Below are 16777 nucleotides of genomic sequence, written 5' to 3' on the forward strand. Positions count from 1 at the left end.
CCGGAAGGATCGACGCTATGAAAAAGTCGCTTGCGCCGATGCTGGGTCTATTGGGCCTAGTATCTATCGCCGTGCTGGCAGTGCTCGCTTGGTGGCTGCTATGGCGACAGATACCCTTGCCGGAAGGGCTCGTCCAGGCCAATGGCCGGATCGAGGGCGATCATTACACCGTGGCCACCAAGGTTCCGGGGCGAGTTGTGGAACTCTTCGCTCGTGAAGGCGATGAAATAGCTCTGGGCCAGATACTGCTCCGCCTTGACGACAAACAACTCAGGGCCAAGGTGGAGCAGGCAAGGCAGGGTTTGGCTGCCATCAAGCCGCAATTGGCCGCGACCCAACGCACTGAGGAACAAAGGCGGCGGGATGCACTGCGTCTGCGCAATCTGCTTGCCCAGGGAACCGCGACAAAACATGAAAGTGAACAGGCGGCGCTGGCCTGGGCGGTATCACGGGAGCAACTAACCACCCTGCAGGCGCAGCAAGCACAGGCACAAGCCATCCTGGCCGAAGCACAGAGCGTGCTGGATGATCTTGTCGTTCGCGCCCCAGCGGCAGGTCACTTGACAACACGTATGGCAAATGTCGGGGAAGTGATTAGCCCTGGCGCACCGCTGTTCGACATCGTTGATCTTGATCGGCTCTATCTACAAGTGTATGTCCCGGAAAAGGATATCGGCAAGGTCCGCTTGGGCTTGGCGGCCCGTATTCATACGGATGCATTTCCGAACGAGCCGCTGGATGCCACGGTCCGTTACATCGCAGCACAGGCGGAGTTCACACCAAAGGAGGTGCAAACCCCAGACGAGCGGGTGAAACTGGTCTACGCGGTCAAACTCTATCTTGACGGGAATCCAGAGCACCGTGCTATGCCCGGGTTGCCGGCCGATGCCATGATCCGATGGAAAGACGAGGTGCCTTGGGTTTCACCACAATGGTAGACGATGCTGAACCCATTGTACGGGTGCTCAATTTTGTCAAACGTTATCGTCAACATTTGGCAGTCGATAGCGTTAGTCTGACGCTTGAGTGCGGCGAGATCTACGGCCTGATTGGTCCCGACGGAGCGGGCAAAAGCAGTTTGATGAAAGCGGTCGCTGGCGTGCTTTCATTCGAAGGGGGTTCGCTTCATGTCTTAGGCGAAAAAATCGACTCGGAAAGCGCTGCGGAAAGCGTCAAGGGCCGACTCGGCTTCATGCCCCAGGGCTTGGGCCTCAATCTTTATCCCGAACTTTCGGTCGAGGAAAATATCGATTTCTTTGCGGAATTGCGTGCCGTGTCGTCGGTGGAACTTGCCCGGCGCAAGCAAAAACTTCTCGATATGACTCGTCTTGGCCCGTTTCGCGGCCGTCCGATGAAGCAACTCTCTGGTGGTATGAAACAAAAGCTTGGCTTAGTCTGTACGCTGATTCATGAGCCCGAGTTGATTATCCTGGACGAGCCGACCACCGGCGTGGATCCGGTGTCGCGGCGGGATTTTTGGATGATCCTAACGCAATTGCTGCGCGAGCGGGGCATTACCGCCCTAGTCTCCACGGCCTACTTGGACGAAGCGATGCGCTTTCACCGACTTGCCCTGATGTATGACGGAAGAATTCTGGTCGAGGGTGAGCCGGACGTGATTCTGCGCGAAGTGCCTGGCACCTTGGTAGAACTAGTGGCAGAGCCACAGGTCGAGGCCTTGTTGCGATTGAAAGCGCGTTTTATCCAGGCCGAGGTGGTGGGGCGAAGATTGCGCGTGTTTGTACCCGACGGGGAGCCCGAGACCGCCCGAGCACAAGTCGCCGCGCACTTGGTTGGGGTCCAGGTGCGCGACATCCAGACCTCTTCGCCGGATCTGGAAGATGCATTTATCGCGCTGTTGCACAAGCGGCAACTTACCACTTCTGATGGTGTCCCGCAGACAAATATCTGGCACGATGGCGAGCCAAGCAAGGGCGACGGCGTCGCCATCGCTGCGGGCGAACTGACTCATGACTTCGACCAATTTCGCGCCGTCGATCATGCCAGTTTTGAGGTTCGGCAGGGCGAAATTTTCGGTCTGCTGGGCGCCAATGGCGCTGGCAAAACCACGGTTATCAAGATGCTCACGGGCATCCTGCCTCCCACCAGCGGTGCTGGTACGGTAGCGGGGTCGGACATGCGCAATGCCAGCCAAGCCATCAAGGAGCACATTGGCTATGTGTCGCAAGCGTTTTCTCTGTATCAGGACATGACGGTGCAGGAGAATCTGCGTCTGTTTGCACGCATTTACGGCGTGCCGGGCAGTCGCCTAGTTGAGCGTATCGACCGCGTGGTCGCTTTGGCAGGACTCTCCGGGATCACGTCCCATCTTGTCAGCAAACTGCCGATGGGCATCCGGCAACGTCTGGCCCTGGCCTGCGCCCTAGTGCACGGGCCGCGCGTATTGTTCCTCGATGAGCCAACGTCCGGGGTGGACCCTATTGGCCGGCGCCGTTTCTGGGAAATTCTGGTGCACTTGGCGCGAGTCGAGCAAGTAGCCATCCTCATCACCACCCATTACATGAACGAGGCTGAGCATTGCGACCATCTGGCGCTGATGCACGCCGGCCGAGTCATTGCTGACGACACCCCTGCCGCGCTCAAAACCACGCTGCAACAACAGGCCGGACAGGTGCTCGACATCGCCGCCGAGCCAGTGCTAGCGGCACTGGAAGCACTGGAGCAAGCGGGGTTTGCCAACGCGTCCCTGTTCGGCAAACGTATTCATCTTCTGGCACGAGATGTTACGGCAGTCGAGGTGCGCATCCGCACGCTGTTTGCCGAACGGGGTATTCGGTTATTTGACATCGTCCCGCGTACCCCGAGCCTGGAGGATGTGTTTGTGCATCGTATCCTGCAACAGGAAATGACGGCATCGACATGAATGTTCGGCGTATCGTCGCACTGGCCTACAAGGAATTGCGCGAGATTCTACGTGACCGGCTGTTTTTTTCCCTGGCCTTCGTGGTGCCCGCATCCTTGATGCTTGTCTTCGGCTACGGCCTCACTCTCGATGTTGAACACATCCCCTTCGCGGTGGTTGATTGGGACAAGAGTGCCATGAGCCGCGACTATCTGCATCGCTACATTGATTCGCGCTACTTTGACTACAAAGGTGACGTGGCTAGCGAGCGCGAGTTGGCACCACTGCTCGCCGACAGCCGCATCCGGCTAGCTATCGTCATCCCGCCGCGTTTCCAGGAAGACCTGATTTCAGGACGGGCCGTGGGAGTGCAGACCCTGATCGACGGGACATTCCCGTTCCGTACTTCCAGTAGCAAGGGTTATGTAGTCGCCATCAACGCGGCTTTCAACAGCGAACTGCTGGAAAGCTATATTTCGCGCTGGCTCGGCGTATCGACGAAAACGGCGAAAGCCATAGCTCAGCCGGTCAGGGTACAGCTTCGCTACCTCTACAATCAGGAGGTGAAGAGTGTCTGGACCATCGCACCGGTACTAATGATGTTCGTGTTGATGATTACGCCGCCTTTCCTTACTGCACTAGGCGTTGTGCGCGAAAAAGAGAATGGCTCGATCTACAACATTTACGCATCGACCGTAACGCGCGGCGAATTTCTGATCGGCAAGCTCGCTCCATACGTGGGTATCTCGGTAATCAATTTCCTGATTCTCTGGCTCATGGCCGCCGGGCTATTCGGTGCACCCTTCAAGGGCGATCCGTTGTTCTTCTTTCTTGCCTCGGCGATATATGTGACGTGTACCACGGGCATCGGCCTCTTTGTGTCGATCTTCGTACGTACCCAGGTGGCGGCAATGATGCTCACCGTCATCGTCACCATTATCCCATCAGTGCTATATTCGGGCCTTTTAGTGCCCATTGCCTCAATGGATCCGGCCGGGCAATTCGAGGCCCATCTATTTCCCGCGATGTACTACGCGGACATTGTTCTCGGCAGTTTTCTAAAGGGCGTCGGTCTCGAACAGATGTGGGGCAAGGTGCTGGCTCTCCTGGTCTATGCCGTGGTGCTGTGGACAGCGAGTTTCCTCATGTTTCACAAGAGGCCAAAATCATGAATACTTGCCTGGCTGAACGCCTCGCGAGGCTTTACTTGTGGTCGACGCGCCTCGCAGCGATGACGGCGAAGGAATTGATTCAGTTCGGGCGCGATACCCTGCTGCTGATAGCCATTGTCTATCTATTTATCTTCGACACCTATATGGCAGGCAACGTTGGCATGCAGCTGAATTCCGCCGTCGTGGTCGTGCATGACGCCGACCATAGCGCTGCTTCGCGCGAACTCATCTATCGCTTCCACCGACCGTACTTCAAGCTCGGCGGCGAGGTGTTGGATAGTCGTGAAGGGCAACGCCTGCTAGATCGAGGGCAGGCTCTGGTGGTACTTGATATACCGCGCGACTTCGAGCATGACATCAAGATGGGGAGGCCGGTTGACGTACAAGTGCAGGTAGACGCCAGCAATACAATATTAGGCTTTCTTGCCTCCAGTTACACAGCTCAGATCATCGGGCAGTATGGCTTCGACAAGGCGCTAGCTCACCTGGGTGTCACCGAGCGTTCGATGCAAGACGTGCCCATGATTCGCGACGAGCACCGTATCTGGTACAACCCGAATCAGAGAGACGCTTGGTTCATGCCGATCGTCGAACTGCTCATTGTCATCACCATTATGGCTATCATGCTGCCCGCCGCCGCCGCCGCCGTGCGTGAAAAGGAGCGCGGCACCATCGAACAGTTGTTGGTATCTCCCCTGACGCCAATGCAAATCCTGTTGCCCAAGGTCATCGCCATGACGTTGGTGATTCTTCTGGGCACCGCAGTGAGCATGTTCTTCGTTCTGCACTGGGCGTTCGATGTGCCGATGAAGGGCAGCCTGACGCTTTTCTTTGCAGTGACCACGCTCTACACCTTTACCACTGCGGGGCTGGGCCTCTACATCGCAACGCTGAGCCGAAACCTAGCCCAAGCGGCCCTGCTTGCTATCCTCGTGTTAATGCCGATGATATTTCTCTCCGGCGCATGGACTCCACCGGAAGCCATGCCTGCCGGAATGCGCGCAGCGATGTTTCTATCGCCTCTCTACTATTTCATTGAGATGGGCTACGGGATTATGTTGAAGGGCGCGGGATTGGATGTGTTATGGGATTCGCTGCTGGGTCTGGCTCTCTTGGGAATGGCAGTTTTCGGCGTGGGTGTCTGGCGTTTTACACGGCAGTTTGGGTAAATAACAATAGGGGCGGGACTCCCCTGAGACTCATATTGTCGGCCCGGTCAATCGAAGACGGGTGTTCTTCGCGTCAACATCCCTTCGACTCCACGAGGGAAATCGGTGCTCGCCGCGCAATTGGCTACTGCGGATGCTTCCCCCGATAAACATTCAGTGAAGTTGGGGTAGGCAACATCATTGAGCAGCTTTTTAGTGCCAGCCATAGCCGTTCCAGGGCCGGCGGCAAGGCGGCCAATGAGCGATTCCACTTCCTCGTCAAGGAAGGCATCGGGGATTACTTTGGTGACGATGCCGACTGCCAAGGCTTCCTCTGCGTTGATTTTTTCGCCCAGCAAGGCCAGTCGTTTGGCGGCCTTGATCCCCATTGCCGGGATGAGCAGGCCGCTCAGGCCACAATCCAGGCTTAACCCAATCAGTACATGGGCCGCCAGAAAATAGCTGCTTTCGCCGCAGAGCACGAAATCGGCGGCAAGGCAAAGGGCCAGGCCGGCCCCGGCAACCGCGCCGCGGGTGGCGATGACGATGGGTTTGCTGCAATCGAGAAGAGCTTTTGGCAGACGGTTGCCGATGAACAGCCGGCGCTCGAAAATGTCGAAGCGCTCTTCGGCCGGGAGTGACAAGGGTTCCGAAAATGTCTTGACATCGCCGCCGCCGCAAAAATGTTCTCCCGTACCTCGGATCAACAGACATTTAACCTGGGGATCCTGGTCCGCGAGTCGCACCAGGCGGATGATTTCGCCGATGACCTCGGGGCTGATCGCATTCCGTACTTCCGGCCGGTTCAGCGTGATCGACGCGACACGGTCGGCTACTGTGTATATGACTTCGTCAGACAACATCTTTTGGCGCCTAATAAAAAATCGAAAGAAAATGGGAAACTGCCTAGGAGGCAGAGTAATTAGGTTTGCGGCCGTTCATGAAAGCATCAAGGCCCTCGCGCAGATCACCGTTCTGGAAGGTGGTCAGTCCTTCGCAGGCTAACGAACAGTCGAGAACCGAGGCGACCAGTTGGCGCAGGGGAATGTTGACAGCCTGCTTTGTATAGCGGATAGCAGACTGTGAACCATTGGCGATTTGCTTGACAAAGCGCCCGACCGTGGCATCAAGTTCGTCCTCGCTGACGGCGTAGTTGATCAGGCCGATGCGGGCGGCTTCCTTGGCGTCGATACTGTTGCCGGTGAGCAGGAATTCCTTGGCTTTGGCGAAGCCGATCAACTGTGGCCAGATCAGGGCGCCACCGTCGCCGGCAACCAGGCCGATCCGGACATGGGGATCCGCGATGCGTGCCGTGTCGACAGCGATAATGATGTCGGAAAGCAGGGCAACGGTTGCACCGAAACCGATGGCGTCGCCATTCAGGCGGCAGATGATCGGTTTAGGGCATTCGAGGATGCCCATGACGATTTTTTTCCCTTCACGCATCATTAGCGTGAAGGGAAGGGGGGTTTCAATGCTTCCTTTCACCCATTTGAGATCGCCTCCGGCACAAAAGGCCCGGCCGGCCCCGGTGAGTACGATAACCGACACCGCCGGGTCATCCCCCAGTTCCCAGAAAATCGTTGCCAGTTCATGATGCAGGGTTCCGTCAACGGCATTCAGGGTATCCGGCCGGTTCAGGGTTACCGTGGCGACCCGATTGTCGATGGCGATGGAGAGACTATCGTATTTGCTGTAGGGCATGGACTCGATCCTTGTGTTCAGGCGATTTCGGCGCGACCGTTGTTCAGGACTACCACATCACGTTCCCGGACGCGGGCCCGGAAGCTGACCACCGGGCCATCTTGCCAGAATTCGGTGACAATGGTTTCGCCCGGATAAACCGGCGAGGAAAAACGCAGCGCCAGCGACTTCAGTCGGGCCGGATCATTGTTGCAGAAGGTTTGTAGAACGGCACGGGTGGCGATGCCAAGCGTACACAAGCCATGCAGGATGGGCCGCTCGAAGCCGGCCTTGCGGGCGAGCGCAGGGTCGGCGTGAATCGGATTGTAGTCGCCGGAAAGGCGATAAAGGAGGGCGGACTGGGGCAGCGTGGCGAGGCTGCATTCACTGTCCGGCGCCCGTTCCGGGATCGGATGTGGCTGCGGTGCCTCGCTGGTCGTGCCGCCACAGCCGCCGTCGCCACGCAGGACGTAGGTTGATGTGACGGTGCTGACCAGAACACCGGATTCCTTTTCGCGCAGTTGTTTTTCTTGATAGAGCATAGCGCCTTTGCCCGGCCCCTTGTCGATAACCTTGGTTACCTGGAAAGTGCCGACGTAGGTCTTGTCGACTTCAAGCGGTTGATGCATCCGGAACGATTGCTCACCGTGCAACAACTTGACCCAGTCGATTTCCAGGCCCGGCTCCTTGACCCAGCCGCCGGGGTGGGAAATGACGTTGACCATCGCCGGGAAGGCCTTGAGGCCATCCTCATAGGTGAATTGAAGATGCCCGAGATCATCCGGCTGGTCGCCGAATCCGATGCCAAGGGCGTAGAGCATGGAATCGCGGGGAGTTAGGGCGTGTTCCAGTGGGGGGAATTTCTTGTCGAGCACATTTTGTAGATTCATGATGGTTACCTCCAGCGGTTTTATACAGGGCTCCACGTGAATATTTCACGTGAGCGATCAAGGGGAAAATGATGGGGTATGCATGGGAGTTGCGCATTCAATTCAGCTGTCGACGGCTCTTCCCTACGCCGGATTAATGGCGTCCTGGCGTGTGACTTCCGGTGCGCCTCCCCGGTCTACGCTGGCGCCAGCTCCGGTCACAATGATGACTTTGCCATCCAGTGATTTATTCATGCCCTTTGAACCTTCGAAAAAGAGGGGGGGGTCGAAAAGCGTGACTCACGCATAACGTATTGTAGCGAATTAATAAATAGGCTGTCGACCCCCATTCTGTCGGCAATGTTTCGACTGAGTGGCGGGTTTCAAATGGCAGGTGTGCCCATGCTTTGCATCCATAATTCGGTCATCCTGGCTTTTTCTGCCGACGCAGAGTCGGCTATCGGCGAAATATTGAACGATTTTTCTCTCTTCGAATCACATCGGTGTTTCGTTTTCCGAGTGGGGCGATGCCCATTATTTTGGTATGCTAGCGTATGTAAATGATATGTTCTAGTGCCATGCGTCCCTGTTGGAACGCATTGATTGGAGAAGACCCATGAGTAGTAAAGCTGTTGGTAGCACACGGAAACTTGGCCATGCCTCTGCCGTAAGCCCCCTTGTCAAGGACTTGCTCGCAAAGGATAGCCGTCCTTTATCGCCGGCACTGAAAGCCTCTTGTCAGCCGGAAACGGAAGCAAAGCGCATCCCGTTTTCCCGTTACCTCGATCCGCAATTTGCCAAACTGGAAATGGAACGTCTCTGGTCCAAGGTCTGGCAGTACGCCTGTCGCGAAGAGGATATTCCTGCAGTCGGAGATCGCTTGTGCTACGAAGTGGGGGGACTGTCCTTCATCATCGTCAGAAGTGCGGCCAACGAGATTCGGGCTTTCCACAATTCTTGCATGCATCGTGGAAATCGCCTTTGCGACGGGCAGGGTTCCGGAGAAAGCCTGCGCTGTTCTTTCCATGCGTGGGAATGGAAACTGGATGGCAGCATGCTTAATCTTCCCAGCAGTTGGGATTTTTCGCAGGTTGATGTCGAGCGTTATCGTTTGCCTGAAGCCAAGGTCGAGTGCTGGGGGGGCTTCGTTTTTATCAATCCCGATTCGCATGCCGGCCCCTTGAAGCCAGTGCTGGGGGTTCTTCCCGAACATTTTGCAAGCTGGAAGCCGGAAGAGCGTTTTACCTTCATTCATGTTCGCAAGCTCGTCAGGGCTAACTGGAAAGCCACAATGGAAGCTTTCCTTGAAGCTTATCATGTGATCGAGACGCATTCTGATGCCATGCCGTTCACCGGTGATGCGTCGACCCAGTATGACATATGGGATGACGGGAGTAGCCATATCAGCCGCTTGATCACTCCTCTTGGTGTTCCCAGTCCACATCTCGGGGATGACGCTTCGGTCCAGGCCGCCCTGGATGCCGTGATGCAAGTCTTTGCGTTGGCGATGGGACCCGATGCGGTACTCCCGAAATTTGACGCTAGCAAAGGGACTGGTCGTGCCGATATTGCCGAATGGCGTCGGCAGATGCTGGCGGCCGGATTTGGTCGCGATTTTTCCGGGTTGTGCGACGCGGAGATCGTCGACACGATCCAATACCTGATGTTCCCCAATTTCTGTCCCTGGTACGGGGAAGGGCTTCCGCTCGTCTACCAATTTTTGCCGTTTGGGGACAATCCCAATGAGTCAGTGATGGATATTCGTTTGTTGCTGCCCGCTCCCGGCGGCGGCATACCTTGCCCGCCCTCGGCCGACATCATTGAATTGGGTTTTGATGAGGACTTTGATGCCGCGCCGCAACTTGGCTTGGTGGCTCACATCTTCAACCAGGACATGGGCAACCTGCCTAAAATACAGCTTGGCATGAAGAGTGCGGGACCTGCCAGGGCATATGCAACGCTTGGCCGCTATCAGGAGAGCCGGATTCAGCATTTCCATGCAACGCTCGAGCGTTATTTGGGCATTTGAATAGGCGGAAATGATGCCTGGAAATGATTATATATTTGCTTTGAATCTCTCTGACCTTGAGATTGGCACCCAGCGTGCAGTCAATCTTCGGGGAAGGAACGTGCTGCTATGCCGGACTGAGGGCGGGGTCTATGCGTTGGCCGATCTTTGCCCTCATGCCCAACAGCCTCTTGCCGGCAGCCCGATTGAAGGGAAAGCAATTCGTTGTCGTTTGCATGGCGCCCGTTTCAATATTCTAACGGGGATTCCGCTCAATTCCGTAACCCGGAAATCCGTTGCTGTTTTTCCAGTCCGGATCCGCGAGGGAGTTATTGAGGTCAATGTACCACCCGTAGCCACGGGGTATCTGCCGCAGTTCGCCATCCAGTCGGGAAAATGATCGGCAGGCGGAAATCTTGCGCAGATTGCGATCAGGGCGCCTGAGGCGCCCTTTTTTTATTCTTCGGCGGATATCACGTTTCGCCGCAAGACGACCGGTACGCCACCATAGGCTCGCTTTGCCATCCATTGTGCGAGGGCCGAGTCCAGGTAGTCGGCATGGGCTGGGAACCAGCGGGTCAGTTCCTGTGCCATCGAGCGGCCGATTTCGGTCTTGCCGCTTTCCGCGCTAAGCAGGGCAATGACTTCGTGGGCTGATTGGAGCACCGCATCGTGTTCGTCGACATGGCAGTCGGTAGCCGGAAAGTCGGTGGCGACCATCCATTCCTTTTCCTGCGCAAAGTGTCGTTCCAGATGTTCGGTAAAGCTGCGAAGCGCTGGCAGAAATTCCTGGTCACTGGCCTCCAGCATGGTGCGTACCCGGTCAACAAATTCTTGATGCGTTTCGTCCATCGGGTGGAAACCCAGTAAATAGGTGTCGCTCCACGCGAATTCTGTTTCGTTTTGCATGTCTGTCCTCGTTTCTGTTCAGCTTCGGTATGTCTCGATATGGTATGGGTCTAGGGCTTCCGGCATCGCTATGACACCGATCAATATCGGTGTGGCATGGCAGGTTTCAGTAAGTCTCAACGTGCAAGCGTCCCTCGCGATGTAACTGTTCGCGCAGGGCCGGCCAGTCGAGATGGGCTGCCATGCCTATGCGGTGCAGGAACTGCATGACATCCTGTTCCATGTTGCGCAGGCCACACAAATATAAATAGCAGTTCGGGTCGCGCAGCATTTCCACAACTGCTAGTCGCTGTTCTATCAGCACGTTTTGCACGTAGCGCTTTGGGAATACAGGGGAACGCGAGTGCGCCGGGTAGAGGGTGAGTTGGTCGGAAGCAAGCGTCGCCAATTCATCATAGTAGGGCATTTCTTCCGGTGTTCGGCCACCGTAAATCAAAACGGAATTCTTCGCGTTCAGCGTACCGGCGCGCTGGCGGCGCAAGATCATGGCGCGTATTGGTGAAATGCCGGTGCCGGTGGCTATCATCAGCAGGCGGGCCGCTGGGTCGTCAGGCATCAGAAAGCTACCGCCATACGGCCCTGTAACCTGCACAGGCATCCCGATTTGAAGGTCGCACAGAAAGTTGGAAGAGGTGCCGATAACCGGTTTTCCGTGTCGATCTTCGACAATGCGTTTGACGGTTAATGCGACATCGGGCCGGTTGGGGGTTTCACCGTCACGTGGGCTGGAAATCGAATACAGGCGCAGGGGGTGGGGTTTGCCAGAGGTATCTGTGCCGGGCGGAAGAATGCCAAGGGTCTGGCCTTCAGTCCAGGGAAAGCTTGTCGTGCCGAAATCGAGAACAACTTTATGGATATCGGTGCTGGAGTCAGTCGATGTGATGCGGCAGTTGCTGCATACCGTCGCCATTGCCGGTTGCTGGGGGGGGAATAGGTTGAGGCAGGGGGAAGGCGATGAGGCGGGTGCCGAGCTTGAACGTTCGCGTGGTGAGCGGGCGGCACTCCAGGATGGGTCAACCAATGCAGCAGGAATGCTGGATGGTGGTGGCAGTTCTTTCCATGCGTGTTGCTCCGGCAAAGAATAGAGATGTTCGCGGGCAATGATCCGCCAATTGTCGATGGCGCCCGTGGGACATTCCGACAAGCAATCGAGGCAGGCGTTGCATTTGTCCGGATCAATGACGAAATTGGTGTCATGACTGATCGCGCCAGCCTTGCAGACCCGCTCACACGAGGCGCAACGGACACAGTTTTCCGGGTTTACCAGATGCTGGTTCAGATAAGCGCTAGGAAAGAGAGTATTCGTGTTGCTCATCAGCAGATATCGATCACCTGAATTGTCGTACATTTGTGCGATAAAAAAAGGGAAGGCCGAGTAAAAATCCCGGACTTCCCGCCTAACGATGGCAGGAGGAAGGTTTTCCCCCTGTCATTGCACTTAAGGCTGATTCAGCTTCTTCATCAGGACATGATGGTAATGGCGGATGCGGCTTTCCTGATAGCGGGAGATGGTCATCCCTTCCGGATCTCCCGGCCAGGTCTTCATGCCGATCTGAACAAACGGCATGTTTTCATCATCCTGGTCAAAGACGTTCCCCATCGCACCGATCACCGGTTCGAAATGCTGATCCGGTCCCAGCGTGACGAGCTTGGCAGCCGGCGGCGGCGTGCCGTTATCGGGCGAACGAACCAGCATCCAGATGTCAAAGAAACAGGTATCCGGCGAATCGGCATTGGGGCGGAACAGGTAGGTCAGGGGCAGACCTTCGCCATACCACGGGAAGAAGTTCGGGAAGAGGTAATACTGGAACGAGTCGAGCATTTCTGCATCGGACAGCTTCGAGTAGTCGGCCTTGGTCATATCCTTCATCACCTTGCGACGCCATTCGGCGATCGAGGCGCGGTCAACGATTTCCGGCGGCAACGTAACGGCCTCATCGGCACGCAGAGCATTTAGAACGGCCCAGACGTCGGCAATGGCGCCCAGTGCACTTGGGTTTTTCGCGTGCTTGCTCGGGACGCCGGTCGGTGTTACCGAGCGACTAAAATGGGCATCACCATCGTCATACACGTCATATTGTGCAGCCTGCTCGGCGACCGAGCTATGAATCTGCGGGTGGGTTGCGACGACGTGGTAACCCTCGATAAAGGCTTCCAGCGCCACTTTCCAGTTGGCATTGATGGTCTTCTGGACGTGCCAAAGGGTAAAGCGCTTGTCGAGGGGCCAGTTTTCGAAGTGCTTGGTCAGCGATCCCAGGTGATTGGCCAGCGGCCCTGCCTTGATGTCGGGATTGATGAAGATGAAGCCGCCCCAGGTATCGATCAGCACTTCGCGCAGGTTGTACTTTTCCGGTTCGACGTCGGGGAAATCCCACTCGCCCGGGTAATAGGAGAGCTTGCCGTCGATGTTCCAAGTCCAAGCATGGTAGCCGCAGCGGAAAGACTTGGCGTCGCAACCGCTCTTGTCGACCAGGCGGCGACCGCGGTGGAGACAGACGTTCCAGTAAGCCTTGAACTGCTTCTCGGCGCTACGGACGACCAAGAAGGAGAGGCCGGCGACTTCATAAACGAAATGATCGCCGACGTTGGGAATTTCTTCCTCGCGGCAGGCGACTTGCCAAGTCCGTTTCCAGACTTTTTCGACTTCCTGGCGATGGAAGTCTTGGGAGATATAGCGCTCTGTTGGGATTTTTTCATTGCCCTGGTAGGGAGAGGAATCCTCGACCAAGATTTTCGGAATAGGTTTGCTGTCTTTTGCGGCTAATTCTCGCCACGTTGGGGCGAGTGGTGTTGATTCGCCGCGTTGGAACGAGTTGAACTCCTCGTGAACTTTATACATAGTCATCCTCCTGGTGTATCTGAGATGTAGTAATAGATATATATGCCTGAAACAGGCCCTACTGGTCTCATCGGGGTTACGGGGCAGTCAAGGAAAAACTCCTCGTGGCCCGTTGTTTTAGTTTCAACTTGAGTTGAATAGTAAGCCGGTCGATACTGGCACTCAATGAAAAATTGAGAACAAATGTGGCCATCGAGCAATCAAAAGTGGCCATTGGCCAGCCAGGCGAACTAAGTTTGTCGGTGACTGTCTTGATAGGTCTTCATGGTCTGGCCAGTCCACGACTTAAAGGCCAGGCGGAACGCATTGGGGTGCGTGTAGCCAAGGAGGAAACCGATCTCCTTGGGCTTTAGTCCGGTGGCAAGGTATTCCTTGGCCAAGTCAGAGCGGAACTCGTCGAGTATCGTCTGGTATGTGGTGTTTTCCCGCTGCAAATGGCGGCGCAGAGTACGGGCGCTCAAGCCAAGGCGACATGCAGCGTCCTCCAGACTCGGCAGGGCGCCCCGGTTTTTCAACAGCAGGCTACGCAGGCGGGAAGTTAAGGCGCCGCGTCGCCCGATCTCGCGCATAATCTGCCCGCATTGACGCAGGCAGAGCTCATTGAGTTTGTCATCGTTGCTGGGCATTGGGGTGTCGAGCACGGGAGAACTCGTGACAATACTGGTCACTGGCTCGTCGAAATAGATCGGGCAACGAAAAGTTTCGTGATAGAGCGCAGCATGGGGGGGGGCAGGGTAGCTCAGCCGGACCTCCTTGAGCCGGAGTGGTTGGCCGATCAGTTCAACAGGCACCGATAACGAGGCCGACATGGTTTCCTCGAAATAAAAGGCGAACAGAGAACCAATAGGCTCGGTAGCCAATGCGGTTACTCCCCAGGAGCCATCGGGCTCTTCGATTAGGGACTGCCGGATCGGCAATCCCATCATCGATGAGTTGGCGTATTGCATCCAGAAGGTTATGGCTTGGCGAAATGTGCTCGATGTCGCCATGGCATAGCCAACGATGCCCATACTGGCGATATGCACATCCTTGCCGATCTCCAGGCCTATGGCCGGATTGCCGGTCAGCGCGATTATGTTTGCGACCACACCGTGGTATTGCTCCAAGTCGAGGAGGCAGGCGGGATTGGCCAATTCCATTTCACCTAGACCTGTCCCAGCCAATACCCGTTCCGCCGTAAAGCCCCGGGCTTGCATGGCGGAAAGATATTGGCGAATTTTCAGCGGGCGCAGCACTGCCGTCTTCGTTCAGATTCCTGCATTGCAGATGTTGGATCAAAAAAAATGCGCATTGGCTTGGAGTCGTGCCTTGCCCTAGGGACGTAGCCCCCGCAAAAGAAGGTTCGTTGCATGCTCGGCAATTTCCTCCGGGGAAACCAAAGTTTCGCGGACGCTTGGAAAAAGCGCATATATGCCTTTTAAACTGGAAAAGCCAAATACCAAAGCCAGCATTGAAGCCGTGGCTTCGTCAACATTTGCATCAGGCGCGATTTGGTGAATCAATTCCTTGAAAAGATTCAAGGGTTGCTGAAACATATCCTTATCAAGCAAATGGGGAGTGCTCGGTCGCGGATCGAGCATTTCTCTCTTAATGAGTAGTCCGAAGCTTTTGTCCATGATGATGGCTCGGATAAACCAAGCGACGATCTGCGCCAGTCGACGTGCCGGCGGCTCTTTAGACTCCTTGACGTCATTTGGTAGCGTGGATTTTGCAGCGAATGCCCTCTTTGTGGCCGCAGCATAGACGGCTTCCTTGCTAGGAAAATGGTGATACAGCGCGCCGATAGCTACGCCGGCCTCGGCTGCAAGCTGCTTGGTACTGACCGAATCGAAGCCGTGTTTGGCAAATAGTTTCTCAGCGGCGTTCAGAATCTTGTTTTCGGTCGAAGGCGCATCACGTCGCCGTACCGTGTGCAGGGGGGGGGGCTGAAGCGTTTTCTTCTGAAGTGTTGTCATGAATTTCCGGAGTGCTGCCATGTAATTGGTGGCAGGCATAGCACGCGAGAGACTTCGCCGCCAATTGGTGCACTAGGTTGTCAATTACCAATTTCATCGATCTCGCCATTGCGGATGGGAAGCTGCAGTGGCGACCGAACGTGTTTTGTCAGTAAGTTTCGATGTGTAGCCGATGATTTTCGTCCAATCCGGCTTGTATTGTCTCCCAATTTAGGTTCTGTTTTTCACAGACGGCTGCGAAGGCATCCAATACACCGCTCTCCATTCCTTTCAGACCGCACATATAAATATAGCAGTTGTCGTCGGTAAGCCAACTGGCGACCTGTTGGGGGCGCTTCTCGATCAGGTCCTGAACATACAGCCGATCCACGTTGGGAACACGGGAAAGTGCAATATGGAAGTCGAGGAAGTCCGTGGGCAGTTGTTTTAGTTCAGCGTGATAGGGCAAATCCTGAACTGTTCGTCCGCCATAGAACAGGGCGAGTTTTCCCTGCCGGTAGCCGATTGCTGAATAGCGTTGCTCGATCATGCCGCGCATGGGGGCAATTCCCGTACCCGTGCAGATCATCACTATGGTCGCTTCCTGGTCGTCAGGCATCAGGAAACTGGCACCAAAGGGACCGACGACTTCGACCTCGGTGCCAACCGACAGGTCGCAGACGTAGTTGGAACAAATCCCGTGATAGGGCTGGCCCTGATATTCGTCGACGACGCGTTTGATGGTGAGAGCCAGGTTGCCCCTAACATTTTCTTCCCCATCTCGTTTACTGGCAATCGAGTAGAGCCGCATCTGATGGGGCTTGCCTTCGGTATTCAAACCGGGGGGGAGGATGCCAATCGACTGACCTTCGAAAAAGGGAAAGTCGGTCGATCCAAAGCCAAGCACAATGTGGTGGATATCGCTTGAACTGGCTGGGTCGGTGATCCGCTGGTTCGACTTGACTACGGCGATGGCGGGGGCGTTGCGGGTATAAAGATTTTCGCGCGGTTGCATCGCGGAAGCGGGGGCTCCACGTCCGGCTGCCACTTGGGGCGCGCCCTCGTCGGTGACCAAGGCTGCATCTGCGGCTGGCAATTCGGTCCATTGATATTGCTCGGTCGTCGAGTAAGCGGCATCCTTTCTGACGGGGCGCCATACATTGATAGCACCGGTCGGGCAGCCTGGCGTACAACTCATGCAGGCATTGCACAGTTCGGCATTGACGACATAATTTCGGCCATCATTGGTAACAGCACCCGTCGGACATTTTTCTTCGCAATTGTTGCAGCGAATGCACAGTTCGGGATCAATCAGGTGCTGATTGATGATTTCTTCACGCATGTTCATGGTG

15 protein-coding genes are annotated in these 16777 nt (G+C 55.8%); 6 read left to right on the plus strand and 9 right to left on the minus strand.

Annotated elements, in window-relative coordinates; all coding sequences use genetic code 11:
* Window positions 1–17: 17 nt before the first annotated feature.
* From KI613_RS03600 to KI613_RS03615, 4 genes are read left to right on the plus strand one after another with little or no spacing between them, the layout of a single operon-like run.
* Window positions 18–938 carry an HlyD family secretion protein gene (locus KI613_RS03600; RefSeq protein ID WP_226403850.1) on the plus strand — a complete coding sequence of 307 codons (921 nt, stop codon included), beginning with the start codon at window positions 18–20 and terminating at the stop codon, window positions 936–938.
* The gene (locus KI613_RS03605) at window positions 917–2884 is read left to right on the plus strand and encodes an ATP-binding cassette domain-containing protein (protein ID WP_226403851.1); all 1968 of its coding nucleotides are present in this window, start codon (window positions 917–919) and stop codon (window positions 2882–2884) included. Before KI613_RS03600 ends, KI613_RS03605 begins: the two co-directional genes overlap by 22 nt.
* Complete coding sequence (locus KI613_RS03610) at window positions 2881–4035, plus strand: ABC transporter permease (RefSeq protein ID WP_226403852.1); 1155 nt, start codon at window positions 2881–2883, stop codon at window positions 4033–4035. Before KI613_RS03605 ends, KI613_RS03610 begins: the two co-directional genes overlap by 4 nt.
* Window positions 4032–5204, plus strand: coding sequence for an ABC transporter permease (locus tag KI613_RS03615; RefSeq protein ID WP_226403853.1), 1173 nt, complete (start codon window positions 4032–4034; stop codon window positions 5202–5204). The genes KI613_RS03610 and KI613_RS03615 overlap by 4 nt, the downstream gene beginning before the upstream one ends.
* 47 nt (window positions 5205–5251) lie before the next feature.
* Here KI613_RS03615 and KI613_RS03620 read toward each other — a convergent pair whose 3' ends face one another.
* The 3 genes from KI613_RS03620 to KI613_RS03630 are packed head-to-tail and all read right to left on the minus strand — an operon-like array spanning window position 5252 to window position 7756.
* On the minus strand, window positions 5252–6046 hold the full coding sequence (locus KI613_RS03620) for an enoyl-CoA hydratase/isomerase family protein (RefSeq protein WP_226403854.1): 795 nt from the start codon (window positions 6044–6046) through the stop codon (window positions 5252–5254).
* 43 nt (window positions 6047–6089) lie between these two features.
* Window positions 6090–6887, minus strand: a complete 798-nt coding sequence (locus tag KI613_RS03625) for an enoyl-CoA hydratase/isomerase family protein (protein ID WP_226403855.1) — start codon at window positions 6885–6887, stop codon at window positions 6090–6092.
* A 17-nt stretch (window positions 6888–6904) separates the two neighbouring features.
* Window positions 6905–7756, minus strand: a complete 852-nt coding sequence (locus KI613_RS03630) for a MaoC/PaaZ C-terminal domain-containing protein (RefSeq protein ID WP_226403856.1) — start codon at window positions 7754–7756, stop codon at window positions 6905–6907.
* Between the two features lie 595 nt (window positions 7757–8351).
* Between KI613_RS03630 and KI613_RS03635 the strand changes: the two genes are divergently transcribed.
* Together KI613_RS03635 and KI613_RS03640 are read left to right on the plus strand one after the other, a co-directional pair.
* Complete coding sequence (locus KI613_RS03635) at window positions 8352–9764, plus strand: aromatic ring-hydroxylating oxygenase subunit alpha (protein WP_226403857.1); 1413 nt, start codon at window positions 8352–8354, stop codon at window positions 9762–9764.
* Between the two features lie 10 nt (window positions 9765–9774).
* The gene (locus KI613_RS03640) at window positions 9775–10143 is read left to right on the plus strand and encodes a Rieske (2Fe-2S) protein (RefSeq protein ID WP_226403858.1); all 369 of its coding nucleotides are present in this window, start codon (window positions 9775–9777) and stop codon (window positions 10141–10143) included.
* Between the two features lie 56 nt (window positions 10144–10199).
* Here the strand turns inward: KI613_RS03640 and KI613_RS03645 are convergent, their stop codons facing one another.
* The 6 genes from KI613_RS03645 to boxA all read right to left on the minus strand — a co-directional run bounded on the left by KI613_RS03645 (window position 10200) and on the right by boxA (window position 16773).
* Window positions 10200–10652: a hemerythrin domain-containing protein gene (locus KI613_RS03645; RefSeq protein ID WP_226403859.1), complete on the minus strand. Its 453-nt coding sequence runs from the start codon at window positions 10650–10652 to the stop codon at window positions 10200–10202.
* A 106-nt stretch (window positions 10653–10758) separates the two neighbouring features.
* Window positions 10759–11967: a 4Fe-4S binding protein gene (locus tag KI613_RS03650; protein WP_226403860.1), complete on the minus strand. Its 1209-nt coding sequence runs from the start codon at window positions 11965–11967 to the stop codon at window positions 10759–10761.
* Between the two features lie 123 nt (window positions 11968–12090).
* Complete coding sequence (locus KI613_RS03655) at window positions 12091–13491, minus strand: aromatic ring-hydroxylating oxygenase subunit alpha (RefSeq protein ID WP_226403861.1); 1401 nt, start codon at window positions 13489–13491, stop codon at window positions 12091–12093.
* 230 nt (window positions 13492–13721) lie between these two features.
* On the minus strand, window positions 13722–14726 hold the full coding sequence (locus tag KI613_RS03660) for an AraC family transcriptional regulator (RefSeq protein WP_226403862.1): 1005 nt from the start codon (window positions 14724–14726) through the stop codon (window positions 13722–13724).
* A 78-nt stretch (window positions 14727–14804) separates the two neighbouring features.
* Window positions 14805–15446: a TetR/AcrR family transcriptional regulator gene (locus tag KI613_RS03665; RefSeq protein ID WP_226403863.1), complete on the minus strand. Its 642-nt coding sequence runs from the start codon at window positions 15444–15446 to the stop codon at window positions 14805–14807.
* Between the two features lie 148 nt (window positions 15447–15594).
* On the minus strand, window positions 15595–16773 hold the full coding sequence (gene boxA, locus KI613_RS03670) for a benzoyl-CoA 2,3-epoxidase subunit BoxA (protein WP_226403864.1): 1179 nt from the start codon (window positions 16771–16773) through the stop codon (window positions 15595–15597).
* Between the last annotated feature and the right edge of the window lie 4 nt (window positions 16774–16777).

The organism is Ferribacterium limneticum (assembly GCF_020510585.1).
Classification (GTDB): Bacteria; Pseudomonadota; Gammaproteobacteria; order Burkholderiales; family Rhodocyclaceae; genus Azonexus.